This window comes from Halomonas sp. TG39a (genome assembly GCF_000744395.1).
GTDB lineage: Bacteria > Pseudomonadota > Gammaproteobacteria > Pseudomonadales > Halomonadaceae > Vreelandella > Vreelandella ventosae_B.
This window is the reverse complement of the sequence record NZ_JQLV01000001.1, coordinates 2,908,033-2,920,310: the sequence shown is the minus strand read 5'-3', so window position 1 is coordinate 2,920,310 and position 12,278 is coordinate 2,908,033. Positions and strand designations below refer to the sequence as shown.

Genomic DNA, 12,278 nt, shown 5'->3' with positions numbered 1-12,278 from the left:
GAGTGAACATCTTATACGCCAAGACTAAAGGGTGTGCATTATTTGTACAGCAGTAACCGCCTGATCGGCGTCATTGAGGCGCTGTATCAGACGGTTTGAGGCAGGTATTTTATTCCTTATCCATTTCTAAACAGGAAACTATAGGCATTTAACGCAGGTACGCCGCCTAGGTGGGCGTAGAGTACTTTGGAGCCGGGCGGGAATTCGCCGTTGCGCACCATGTCGATCATGCCGTGCATGGATTTACCTTCGTAAACCGGGTCGGTAAGCACACCCTCCAGACGGGCACAGAGGCGAATGGCTTCTAGCGTGCCTTCGTTGGGCAGGCCGTACTCGGGGCCGCCGTAGCGGGTATCCAAAATGACATCGTCATCGCTAATGCCGCCTTCCAATTCCACCAACTCAGCCGTATTGCGCGCGATGCGCAGGATCTGTTCACGGGTTTGCTCAGGCTTGGCAGAGGCGTCAATGCCAATCACTCGCTGGGCACGGCCATCGGCGGCAAACCCCACCACCATGCCCGCCTGGGTGCTGCCGGTGACCGAGCACACCACGATATAGTCAAACGTGAAGCCTAGCTCTTTCTCCTGCTGCCGCACCTCTTCAGCAAAGCCCACGAAGCCCAAGCCGCCGTAAGGGTGCTCGGAGCAGCCAGCGGGAATCGGGAATGGCTTACCGCCTCGCTGGCGAACATCCTCCATGGCCTGCTCCCAACTGGGGCGAATGCCGATGTCGAACCCCGCGTCATCCAAGCGCACATCGGCGCCCATGATGCGTGACATCTCGATATTGCCCACGCGGTCATACACCGCGTCGGAGTAGTTGACCCAGTTCTCCTGCACCAGCACGCACTGCATGCCCAGGTGAGCGGCCACCGCGGCAACTTGGCGGGTCTGGTTGGATTGAATACCGCCAATCGATACCAGCGTATCGCAGCCTTTTTCCAGCGCTTCAGGAATCAAGTACTCCAGCTTGCGGGTCTTATTGCCACCAAAGGCCAGGCCGCTGTTGCAGTCTTCGCGCTTGGCGTAGAGCTCTACTTCACCGCCTAAATGTTCGCTTAGCCGCTTGAGCGGCGTAATCGGAGAGGGGCCAAAGGTGAGTGGGTAACGTGGGAAGCGTTCGAGGTTCATAGCAATCTCCAGCTTTAAAACATTGGATGCGATATAGGGCGGCTAAGGTTGTTGTGAACAATTGGCGTGAGCTCTGCTATTTATAGTAAGTGTTAGCTATTTTTTTTGTGTTGCAAAGTTAGTTGGTTTTAGGCAATAAAAGATGGTGAAAAATGATATATATGGGTTTAAGTGGTGTTTATTGGTCAATAAGGTAAATAATAGTGCGCACAAAAACCTCCCGATCACGCCCTGAGCCTGATGATCAGACGGCTGAGCTAGACCGAACAGATCGGCGTATTCTGAAACTGCTTCAGGACGATGCCACACTCTCCAATGTGGCACTGGCAGAGCAGGTGAACTTGAGCCCGGCGGCGTGCTTACGCAGGGTGGAAAGGCTCAAGCGGGATGGGGTAATCAGCAGGGTGGTGGCGCATTTAGACCCGGAGCAGCTGCAGGCGGGGATGGTGGTGTTGATTGGCGTGGTGCTGGATCGCTCGACGCCGGAATCCTTCGCCGCCTTTGAAGAGGCGGCCCAGAAAGTGTCAGGCTGTATGGAGTGTCATGTCGTCACCGGGGAGTTTGACTACTTCATGTTGGTACGTACCCGGGACAGCCAAAGCTTCAACAGGCTGCACGCCGAACAACTGCTCTATCTACCCGGCGTGCGCCAGATCCGCTCATTTATGGGGCTGCGACAGGTGGTCTCGACCCATAAGGTGCTGGTTTAGCTATGAAAGAAAGTGTTGAACATAGGTAAAGGGTTGGGCTTACAGCGATGCTACTTATTTAACAGCCCTACTGATGAACTCCAAAAACCGGTGGTCGTTGGCATGGGCAATATTAATGCGCATTGAATTGGCATCAGTGCTGTCGGGGCGCAGTGAAAAAATGGCGCCTGGCGCAATAAAGATGCCTTTTTCAGAGGCGCGCTTGGCTAGCTCAGTGGTATTGATATGGGTAGGCAATTTGGCCCATAGATAGTAGCCACCGCCGGGCCCAATCACATCATGAACACCTATTTGTCCCAACACTCTTACCGCCGTAGCACTCGCTTTAGCCACTCTCTCGCGCAGTTGTGCGAGGTGGCGGCGGTAGCGGCCTCTGGCTAATAGCTCATGCACGATCATCTCATTGAAGGTTGAAGTGTTTACGACAGTGAGCATCTTAATATCGACCAGGGCGCGAATGATGGATCTGGCTCCTGCGATATAGCCACAGCGCAAACCGGTGGAGAGCGTTTTGGAAAAAGTGCCTACGTAAATAACCCTTTCTAACCCATCAAGCGCAGCAAGATGAGCGCTGCCTTTGGGCAGTATGTCAGCGAAAACATCATCTTCCACTAGGGTGACACCATAGTGGTCGGCGAGCTTTAGCAGGCGATGCATATTACTCAGCGACATGGTGCTACCAGTAGGGTTGTGGGCATTGGGTTGCAAGAAAAAAAGCCTAGGTCGGTACTGCTTGGCTTTTCTCTCAAACTCTTCTAGGTCGGGGCCATCGGTCGTGCGTGGAACGCCCACCAGTTTCGCTTTAGCGAGACGAAGCTTTCCAAACAGTGGGTAGTAGCCCGGTGTTTCAACCAGAACACTCTCTCCTGCGGCTACTAAGTGGCGAATGATTAAGTCGAAGGCATGATTAGCACCAAAGGTCATCATGACTTGATCCTGTGATGCATGGATAGAGCGCCCAGCCAATGTCATGGCTAAGCTCTCGCGCAGTGGTGAGTATCCCTGGGGCATGCCGTATTCGACGTCGCTCATTTCATCGGGTAAACCAGTTCTGCGCCTTACCAGACGCGTCAGTTCAGTGCCGCCCATCCAGCTTGCCGGAGCCCTACCATCGCCCACGCGCACTGCAAAATTCCCGACTAACTGCTCCCGCAGCAGTGACACGCTATCCACCGCCTCTGAAAGGTCGTGCGTAGGCTCATTAATAGGCGTTGGCCGGGGGCGCGAAACAAAAAAGCCTGCGCCCTGGCGAGCGCTCAAATGACCAAGTGCAACTAATTGGTCGTAGGCATCAATCACGGTATTTTTCGATACACCGAATTGTTTAGCGGCTTCTCTGATGGAAGCCACTCGGGTACCAGGCGAGAGGCGACCTTCGTCAATGGCTTTGAGCAGAGCGGTGGCGACCTGACGAGATTTTGACATGAATATCTCTCAATGGCGGTGGAACTGTACCTGTTATTTTATAGGTACAGTACTTCATACACTTCGCATCACTGTACCTTACTCAGCGCCTTGTCTTTCCACAAGCTAGGGCCAGCCTACTTGGGTATACAACACTAATAATGATCTCCGCGGAGAATAGGCATGCCAAATAAAACAACTTCTTACCTAACGGTTTGGGACGATACGGTGACCGGCAGAGACCTGCTGCTCGCCTTAGTAATTTCCACTCCTCTCACACTAGGTGGTTTCATTCTTACCCCTGGGCCAGCGCCAATGCCTCTAATAGTGGGCTTATGCGGCGCACTGCTGGGGTTTGTTATTAATACGGTTTGTTTACGCCCGAAACGACGCCTCGACACTGATGGGGAGGCGTAACCATGGACGCTCTATTACTTCTGCAGATGTTAATGGCTGCCTTAATCGGTGTGGTGGTTTATACCGCGATTGGAGTGGCGCCAGGTACCGATGAGACCGCCGTACTTGCCCCGGTGACGTTAGCGTTGGTGGTGGCAGGTGTTCCCTTGCCAGTGGTATTGGCTTTCTTTATGGCTGCCATCGTAGCCAAAAAGCTTACCGACTCAATACCCGTTTCAGTGGCGGGGATACCCGGAGGGGTGATGTCGGCCCCCATGGTTGAGCACGCAATGATACTAAAGCGTGAAGGTCACGCCACGTTGGCCATTCGCAAAATGGCGTCGGGCTCGGTGATCGGCACGCTTGTTGCCATTCCCGTGAGTCTGCTATTGGCTTTCCTGCTAACGCCGCTGGCGGATGTGCTAAGTCAGTATGCTAGCCAGATATTTTTTGTCGGGGCGGTATTTTTAGCGCTGATGAGCCGTGAAAAAGTGATCAGCTTGATCAGTATCGTGATTTTGGCTGCGCTGATTCAGGCCTTACGGCACTTCTACTGGGGGATGGGTGTTATCCCTGAGGGTCAGGTTGTCTTCATCTCGTTCTTTCTGGGTATCACGATAGGCCCAATGATCTTCAATTTGGCACAGCTAACCGTGCGTGAAGAGCGACAAAAAATGGCTACCGGTGAACCTAAAACAATCAAAATCTATGCGGCCGATGATAGTGATGACAAGAGCCGCTTCCCTAACCCTTTTCGAATTTTGACCCGCCAAGAAGCTGTTTCAGCAACCGCCAGCTCGGTGCTCGGTTCGGTCACTTTCTTTATGAGCCCGGTTGGAATCACCATTTTCCTGGGCGAAGTAATGTCCAGTTGGGTGAAGGGTACCGTTGAAAAAGCCAGTCGTGCGCTTTCTTCAATGGATGCGGTCACCAATGCCGCTTATATCGCAGGCATTCTGATTCCCCTGGCAGCGTTAGGCATCCCCATGAGCCCCATGGCGATTGGGCCAGGTAACGCCTTCTTTAATGCGCCGCCAGTACTTACGTTGGAACAGAATGCCCACCACCTAATGAGCTTTGGTGAAATCGCTGTTGCCAGCATTTTGGGCGCAGGCGTGGCGCTGTTGATTACGTATCCCATCGCTGTTCGCTATGCCCGGCACATTTGTGTGTTTGTTTTTCAGCGTATTCCTCATGAGGCCTTCCTGGCGATGTTCTTCTCGCTGGTCGTGCTGTTGGCTTATATGGATGCAGGTGTGATGGGCATTTTAGGTGTCGCGGTGTTAGCGCTTGTGGCGGGGCTGTTAAACCGCTGGGGCGTGAACTATGGGGTGCAGTTTATGACTCTTTATGCCGCCCCTTGGCTAATGGGCTGGTTGGCTTGAACACTTCCTTTTTAAGTGACGCTACACCAATAGTTTATTCATTTTAGGTAACGGTTATGACAATAAATTCATCGCGGATTCCAGGATTTTACCAACTATCACCACGCGAGCGATTGCGTAAAGTGGCCGCTTTAAGTGGCTTAGATGCTGAAGGGGAAGCCCACTTGGCAGACACCGGTAACCTGCCAGCAGAAACAGCCGATAGCATGATCGAGAATGTTATCGGCACTTTAAACATACCGATTGGCGTTGCCACTAATTTAATGATTGATGGTGAAGAGCCGCTGGTGCCTATGGCAACCGAAGAGTCGTCCGTGGTGGCTGCTGTATGTAATGCGGCGCGACAGTGTCGTGCGTCAGGCGGCTTTTATACGGATACCTCATCCCCGATTATGATTGCTCAGGTTCAGCTACTAGGCGTCGCTAATCCTGACTTTGCCCGGCTGCGTTTATTAGAAGCCCGCGAAGAGATTAAGCGTATTTGTGACGCGACAGACCCCGTGCTGTTAGAGCACGGCGGTGGTTTCCAGGATATAGAGGTGCGTGTACTTGAGGATATGGTCATTGTGCATCTGCTAGTGGATGTGCGTGATGCCATGGGCGCAAATGCGGTGAACTCGATGGCTGAAGCGGTAGCTCCGTCGTTAGCTGAGTGGTCGGGAGGCGAGAGTCGTTTGCGAATTCTGTCTAATCTGGCTGATCGTCGTTTAGCAAGAGTCAGAGCGACCTGGCATCTTGACCAAATAGGCGGGGAGTCGGTGCGGGACGGAATATTGGCGGCTTACCGCTTTGCAGACTTAGATCCCTATCGGGCAGCTACTCATAATAAAGGGGTGATGAACGGCGTGAGTGCGGTGGTGTTAGCGACGGGAAATGATACCCGTGCGGTAGAAGCCGGTGCTCATGCATATGCTGCACGTACCGGGCGCTATCGGTCACTTACCCATTGGGAAGCGGATCATGATGGTAATCTAACCGGCACCCTTGAGATGCCCATGCCAGTAGGATTAATCGGCGGCGCGACGAGAGCGCACCCCACTGCACGACGGTGTCTTGAAATTTTAGGCGTCAACAGCGCTGATCGTTTAGCCCGTATCATTGTCGCCGTTGGGCTAGCGCAGAACTTTGCAGCGTTAAAAGCGTTGGCTACCATCGGTATTCAAAAGGGGCATATGGCGCTGCATGCTAAAAATATCGCCCTAATGGCAGGAGCGGTAGGGGCGGAGGTGGCGTTGGTCGCCGACGAATTAGTGAAGCAAGGGAGTGTGCGTGTTGATATAGCGCAGGCGGCGTTGGCCAAGCTACGGTCTAAACCCGAATAAAGCGGCTTGAATATGCAGTGTGAGCATGCCAGAACGCTACTCTGCAGAGGAAGAAGAAGGCTCTGGCCGGGTAGCCAGCCACAGTGCAATCAGCACCAGCAGAGCGATCACTCCCCAGCGTTGCCAGCCGGGGCCGAGTGACCAGCCGGTGATCAGTGCACTCAATGCGATCATGCTAACGGCTGCCAGCTTGGCGCGGCGGGGGATGGCGCGCTCCTGCTCCCAGGTAACCAGCAGTGGCCCGACATAGTGGCGGGAGCGGATCCAGGCCTCAAAGCGTGGCGAGCCTTTGGAGGCGCAGTAAACCGCCATCAGCATAAACACAGTGGTGGGCAGCAGAGGCAGAAAAATGCCCAGTACACCGATGCTAAAACTTACCCCTGCCAGCACCACCCACATGAGGCGGATCAGTCTCATTCCTGCTCCTAAATTGGCGACCTGTGCAAATGACAACGTACTCCATGGATTAAGTATGAACACATCGAGGCGCGCCGTCAGCAGTGGTGACCTAGCATGAAGGTGACCTTAGATCGCCATTAAGGCGCCAGGGTCGGTGGGGCGCTGATAATCTCTATGTTGCACCGGTGGCCGCTAGCTGCTCAAACACCCCCTTGGGGCCAGCGTGTCCAGCGGCCAGGATTTCGGCGATATCGCCCCCCAAGCGATCGCTGGCCAATGCGGCCCCTCTGGTCAGCCATCCAACCAGCAGTGCTGCCAGCGAGCGTCGTATCAGGCGGGTTGCTTTCATGCCACCGCCTCTTGTTTGCCGAGTTCATCCAGCAACTGCCGCCACTCTCGGCGCTCAGCGCGGCCTTCCTGGCGCTCTGCATAAAGCTGTAGTACCAGCGAGCCTTGGGCATCGAAGGCCTCAATGCTGGTCACGCCGCCGTCGCGGTTGGGTTTGCTGACTTGCCACACTTGGTCGATAGCGGTGTCATCAAGGTGCAGGGTGAACTGCTCGCCAAACAGGTTCAGCCAGCCGCGGGCGCGTTGCGGAGCGGGCAGTATGCCGGTACGGATCTGCACGCAGCCGGGACTGGCGACAAACAGCATCAACGGCAGAGCCCGATGGCTGGCCTGCTCAAGCACCGTTTCCAGTGAGTGCACAGGCAGCGCACGGGTAAAGCGACCCTCCATTAACTGGTTGGCCTCAATGCGCTCCAGGTGATGGCGCTGGAGGAGCGCAAAGAACTGGTGTACATCGCGCATCGCACCCCACTCACTAGCAAGGGAGGGGACTTCGGGGAGTGGGCGCTTGAGACGGGGCATGCTCTGGGTAAATGCCGGCGTGTCCCGCGTTCCCAAGGCTGCCAGTGCGCCCCAAGGGCGCGGCAGCGGGTTTTCCAGAGCAAAGCATTTATGCACGGCGCAGCCATGCTGGTTAAATATCTGCAGGCTCCAGCGCCACTGCGGCTCTTCTGCGTTGCTGGAAGGTAGAGGGTCGCGGATCAAGCAGGCCCAGTGCCAGTGGGTGTAGAGCAAACGTAGATCCAGGCCGCCGGGGTCGAGCAGCAGGCCAGTTTGCGGCCCGCCGCTGAGTTCAGGGTAATCGCCGGTCTGTTCCAGCACGGCCAGCCGGGAGCGGGTCAACGCCTTCACCCGCCCCAACTGGGGCAGGTAGGCGGCAAGCTCGTTGGGCGTGAGCGGCAGCGTCCATACATCGCGGCCCAAGCGAGCGGCTTGGAGTTCACCTTCACTGATCGCTAAGCGTTCGGCAATCTCAATGGCAGGAAGGCGTGGCTTAGCGGCGCGCGCCGCGTCAAGGGCTTCGATAATGGCGATCTGTTGGGAGGGAGTCATGACGCACCTCTTTTATGGTTCACTGGCTGGGTGCGATGGGCTACCTGGCTGGCTTTGCTGTATAAATCTTTAAATTAATCAGGGCCTGAAGTGTTAACAGCTTTAAGCGTTGAGGATTAGCTTGCCGCTTTTAGTGCGGCGCAACACATAGCGGCGCTGTTCATGGTGAATCACCAGTTGGCCTGAGCTACCAAGCAATTCTTTGCTATCTACTTCGCGGGGCGCTGAGGCCGATGTATCCCTCTGGGACGTATCCCCCTGGCGAGTGCCCTTATCGGCTAGCTGCATGAGAGGATAACTCCTGTGTTAATGATAACTATTAGCGTTAATTTAGCAGAGTTGCCGGTATCTCTCAATAGGATTTGGGGCGTCTAGCCCAGCGTTCTTCATCTAAATGCAGCCACGCCGTCATCGTGTTGTCATTTAGCTTCTTTAGTGTCTCCTAACGTTCAATCGTTGGCCTACAAACGATCAGGGGGAGACCATAATGAGTAAAGAGATCGAAGACCATCGCCTGTTTAACCACAGCGGCAACCAACCTTTTGCCGAAGTATTGGCGCGCCATGTGTCACGGCGTGACGTGATGCGCGGTGGTTTGAGCATGGCGGCTGCCTCAATGCTTAGCTTTGGCGGTGCTGCTCAAGCGCTTGCCTCAAGCGGCGCGCAAAAAACACCCCTGACGCTGGCGTTTGAGGCGATTCATGGGTCACTCACTGATGCTGTGGTGGTGCCGGAAGGTTACATGGCCCAAGTCTTGGTGCCCTGGGGAACGCCGTTAAGCGCTGGCGAAAGTTGGCAGTCTGACCAGCCAATGACCGCCGAGCGTCAAGCCTCTAGTGTGGGCATGCACCACGACGGTATGGCCGGTTTTGCCCTGGATGCTGACAATGCCTCGCGTCGTTTTGTGCTGGCACTCAACAACGAATATATCGACCAGGCAGCGCTATGGGCGCCTCAAGGCGGCCCCACCAATGCGGATGAGGGGCAGCGCCCGGCGGAGGAGTCGCGCACCGAAATCAATGCTCATGGCGTTACTATGGTTGAGGTTGAAAAAGACGCCAACGGCCACTGGGCGCATGTGTCGGGGTCGCGCTATAACCGCCGTTTGACAAGCGCAACGGTGATGGATTTGGCTGGGCCTGTGGCGAGCAGTGATTACGTCAAGACGCGCTTTTCCCCAGCAGGTGCTCAAACCCGCGGTACTAATAACAACTGTGGCAATGGGGTAACGCCCTGGGGCACCTATATTGCCTGCGAAGAGAACTGGCCAAACATCTTTGTTCATACTGGCGAGCGCTTCCAGGACGACGCGCGCATCGGCATTCCCACTGAACGCGGCCGCTATGCCTGGGAAACCTCGGCGGGGGACGCTTCAGAGCAGAACGATGAGTTTGCCCGCTTCGATATTACCCCCCGCGGCGAGCGCGCCGAGGATGACTACCGTAACGAAGCGCGTACCTTCGGCTATCAGGTAGAAGTCGATCCTTACAGCGATGCCCTTGCGGTTAAGCGTACGGCACTTGGGCGTTTCCGCCATGAAGGGTGCTGGTTAGGCAAGCTGGAAGCCGGTCAGCCAGTGGTTTACTACTCGGGGCACGATTCCCGCAACGAGTACGTATATAAATACGTCTCCGATGCCGCTTGGGATCCCGCCGACGCCAATCGTCCCGGTGAGCACTATGACCGTCTTGCCATCGGCAGCAAGTATTTGGATAACGGCACCCTCTATGTGGCCCGTTTCCACGCCGATGGCAGTGGTGAGTGGCTGCCGCTGACACCTGCTGCGCACACACAGGACGGCCGAACGCTGGCAGCGGCCTTAGGCCTGGCTGAGGATGATTTAGCCGGTGTGATTATCAATACCTGCGACGCGGCAGACTTAATGGGCGCCACGCCGATGGATCGTCCCGAATGGGCGACCGTTGATCCGGCTTCGGGGGATGTTTACCTCACCTTAACCAACAACACGCAACGCACAGGTGAAGAAACAGCACCGACCTATACCAACGGTGGTGATAGCTTGGAGCAGGTGGGGGTAGGTTACGACTTGGCACCCACTAATGCGGCTAATCCACGTGCCAATAACGAGGCTGGGCACATTATCCGCTGGCGCGAAAGCCGGTTGCCCAACGCCTTTACTTGGGAAGTGTTTGTGTTTGGCGCCGCCGCTGACGATGCGGATAACCACTCAGGCCTGACAGAAATGAATCAGTTCGCCAGCCCCGACGGACTCTGGTTCGACGAGCGAGAAGACGGTCAGGGTATCCTCTGGATCCAGACCGATAACGGTTATGATGGGGTAACCGAGTACACCAACGACCAGCTGCTTGCCGTGGTACCTAATGGGCTAGACGACATCCAGGGAACCGGCCCGGTCATTAACAGCAGCAACCAGCAGCAACTTAAGCGCTTTGCGGTGGGGCCGAACGGCTGTGAAGTGACGGGTATATTTGCCACACCGGATAAAACCGCCCTGTTTATTAACATTCAGCACCCCGGTAACTGGCCCGCCGACGGTGGCGCGCTGACCCAAGACGCCACCGTTGCGGCCAGCGGCCAAGTACGCCCTCGGGCATCAACCGTGGTGATTCAAAAGCGTGATGGTGGGCCGATAGGCGTCTAAAAGCCAGGCTTTAACACCAGGCTTAAATACTCAGTAGCAAGTCGATACAAGCGTCGAACCCCTCCAGGTTCGACGCTTTTTTGGTGTTAGCTTTGAAGTACATGGCCTGTTTTCTGCCGGGTCTTTAACGCCTGAAGGGCATCGACCTTTAATGGCAACTGGTTGGCCCAGAGAATATCTTCGCGGCAATGGCCAATATCCCGTAGTACCTGATCGTCGTAAGCGAGTAGCGGCAAGATATGGCGGCGAAATAGTCGCCGGCGCCGGTAACGCCACCAGCGCATATCGAGCGCTCGAATCATCCGCATTGACGGCATGGCAGGCATGTAAAACTGCAATTGTGGCGGCTTGGGCGGCGGCGCCAATTGGCTGGCTTTTTCCCAGGCGTTATGGGCATGTTGGATAGGGTTTTCACACTTCATCGCGCACCTCCATTTCCACGCCTGCAGTTGGCTAAACGGCGCATGAGCACCCTTTCGGCAGGTGTGTTTTGTGATTAATAAGTGGAGGGTCGCGACCTCTGGTTATCAGCTTGGCGCTTTACCTTGGATCAATCAAACGAAAAGAACTACACTGTGAGTTAAATTTTTCTGAAAGGTGGGTGTGATGAATCAACTCTCTAGCATAGCTCCCAGCCGGGCCGTCTTGCCGCTACTGGATAGCGAGGTGCTGCGCACCTTTGTGACCATTGCCGAAAGTGGCAGCTTCACCCGCGCCGCCCAGCAGCTATTTCGCACCCCTTCCGCGCTGAGTATGCAGATCAAACGCCTGGAAGAGATCCTCGGCCAGACGCTGTTTGTCCGCGAGGCGCGGCACGTACGCCTGACTGCTGAGGGGGAAGTGCTGCTGGGTTATGGGCGGCGGCTACTGAAACTCAATGCGGAAGCCGTGACCCAGTTTTTAGCCCCTACCATAGAGGGGCGTGTAGGGCTGGGGATAACGGATGACGTGGTAGGGCGTATTTTACCCACGGTACTCGCCCAGTTTGCCCGCTCGCACCCGGCGGTGCAGGTCGATGTCGAGGTGGGACGCAGCAAAGACCTGCTTGCCAGGTTGGACGAGGGGGAGCTTGATCTTGCCCTGGTGATGGCTGGAGGGCCTGGTCAGGCGACGCGGGGAGAGATCGTCCACAGCGAACCGCTAGTGTGGGCGGGCCGTGAGGATGGCGTTGCCGTGCAGCGAACGCCACTGCCTGTGACCCTGGCCCAGCAGGGGTGTGCGTGGCGCAGAATTACCCTTAATGCCCTTGATCAAGCAGGGATTGCTTACCGAATCGCTTACTCCTGCGACCACTGTGCCGGGCAGGAAGCGGCCATGCAGGCCGATTTGGCCGTGACGGCTTTCCCTAAAAGCTTGATCCGCCCGCCGCTCAAACGACTAAGTAATGATTCACTACCGCCGTTGGGTGACTATCAGGTATCTCTCGTCAAGCGTGTGGGTAGTGGCGACGCCAGTGAGGTGCTGGCTGAGCGGGTGGTCGAGGCGTTTCGGGAGAAGTGAGCATT

Annotated in this window: 13 protein-coding genes; 6 read left to right on the top strand and 7 right to left on the bottom strand. The window is 55.7% G+C overall.

Annotated features, from left to right (window positions below):
• Window positions 1-116: 116 nt before the first annotated feature.
• Complete coding sequence (locus tag U738_RS13065; RefSeq protein ID WP_035581208.1) at window positions 117-1,133, bottom strand: 1-aminocyclopropane-1-carboxylate deaminase; 1,017 nt, start codon at window positions 1,131-1,133, stop codon at window positions 117-119.
• Window positions 1,134-1,336: 203 nt separating this feature from the next.
• Here U738_RS13065 and U738_RS13060 point away from each other — a divergent pair, with 203 nt between their 5' ends.
• Entirely contained in the window at window positions 1,337-1,843 is a 507-nt protein-coding gene (locus U738_RS13060) for an Lrp/AsnC family transcriptional regulator (protein WP_152561137.1), read from the top strand.
• A gap of 54 nt (window positions 1,844-1,897) precedes the next feature.
• Here U738_RS13060 and U738_RS13055 read toward each other — a convergent pair whose 3' ends face one another.
• Window positions 1,898-3,268, bottom strand: a complete 1,371-nt coding sequence (locus U738_RS13055) for an aminotransferase-like domain-containing protein (RefSeq protein WP_035581204.1) — start codon at window positions 3,266-3,268, stop codon at window positions 1,898-1,900.
• Window positions 3,269-3,430: 162 nt separating this feature from the next.
• On the opposite strand from U738_RS13055, the gene U738_RS22970 reads away from it, so the two are divergent.
• The 3 genes from U738_RS22970 to U738_RS13045 are packed head-to-tail and all read left to right on the top strand — an operon-like array spanning window position 3,431 to window position 6,350.
• Window positions 3,431-3,664, top strand: coding sequence for a hypothetical protein (locus tag U738_RS22970; RefSeq protein WP_081899100.1), 234 nt, complete (start codon window positions 3,431-3,433; stop codon window positions 3,662-3,664).
• Between the two features lie 2 nt (window positions 3,665-3,666).
• Window positions 3,667-5,028, top strand: a complete 1,362-nt coding sequence (locus tag U738_RS13050; protein WP_035581201.1) for a tripartite tricarboxylate transporter permease — start codon at window positions 3,667-3,669, stop codon at window positions 5,026-5,028.
• 56 nt (window positions 5,029-5,084) lie between these two features.
• A complete protein-coding gene (locus U738_RS13045) occupies window positions 5,085-6,350 on the top strand; it encodes a hydroxymethylglutaryl-CoA reductase, degradative (RefSeq protein WP_035581198.1) in 1,266 nt (421 codons plus the stop codon).
• Between the two features lie 36 nt (window positions 6,351-6,386).
• On the opposite strand, the gene U738_RS13040 is transcribed toward U738_RS13045, so the two are convergent.
• The 4 genes from U738_RS13040 to hemP all read right to left on the bottom strand — a co-directional run bounded on the left by U738_RS13040 (window position 6,387) and on the right by hemP (window position 8,438).
• Window positions 6,387-6,767, bottom strand: a complete 381-nt coding sequence (locus U738_RS13040) for a YbaN family protein (protein ID WP_035581196.1) — start codon at window positions 6,765-6,767, stop codon at window positions 6,387-6,389.
• 154 nt (window positions 6,768-6,921) lie between these two features.
• Window positions 6,922-7,098 (bottom strand): hypothetical protein, encoded by a 177-nt coding sequence (locus U738_RS23340; protein WP_157693151.1) that lies wholly within the window; start codon window positions 7,096-7,098, stop codon window positions 6,922-6,924.
• On the bottom strand, window positions 7,095-8,150 hold the full coding sequence (locus U738_RS13035) for a ChuX/HutX family heme-like substrate-binding protein (RefSeq protein WP_051912774.1): 1,056 nt from the start codon (window positions 8,148-8,150) through the stop codon (window positions 7,095-7,097). The genes U738_RS23340 and U738_RS13035 overlap by 4 nt, the downstream gene beginning before the upstream one ends.
• A gap of 102 nt (window positions 8,151-8,252) precedes the next feature.
• Window positions 8,253-8,438, bottom strand: a complete 186-nt coding sequence (gene hemP / locus U738_RS13030; RefSeq protein WP_035581192.1) for a hemin uptake protein HemP — start codon at window positions 8,436-8,438, stop codon at window positions 8,253-8,255.
• Window positions 8,439-8,637: 199 nt separating this feature from the next.
• Here hemP and U738_RS13025 point away from each other — a divergent pair, with 199 nt between their 5' ends.
• Window positions 8,638-10,773, top strand: coding sequence for a PhoX family protein (locus tag U738_RS13025; RefSeq protein WP_035581190.1), 2,136 nt, complete (start codon window positions 8,638-8,640; stop codon window positions 10,771-10,773).
• 86 nt (window positions 10,774-10,859) lie between these two features.
• Here U738_RS13025 and U738_RS13020 read toward each other — a convergent pair whose 3' ends face one another.
• On the bottom strand, window positions 10,860-11,195 hold the full coding sequence (locus U738_RS13020) for a hypothetical protein (protein WP_035581187.1): 336 nt from the start codon (window positions 11,193-11,195) through the stop codon (window positions 10,860-10,862).
• A 184-nt stretch (window positions 11,196-11,379) separates the two neighbouring features.
• Between U738_RS13020 and U738_RS13015 the strand changes: the two genes are divergently transcribed.
• Window positions 11,380-12,273 carry a LysR substrate-binding domain-containing protein gene (locus tag U738_RS13015; protein ID WP_035581184.1) on the top strand — a complete coding sequence of 298 codons (894 nt, stop codon included), beginning with the start codon at window positions 11,380-11,382 and terminating at the stop codon, window positions 12,271-12,273.
• The last annotated feature ends 5 nt before the right edge of the window (window positions 12,274-12,278 follow it).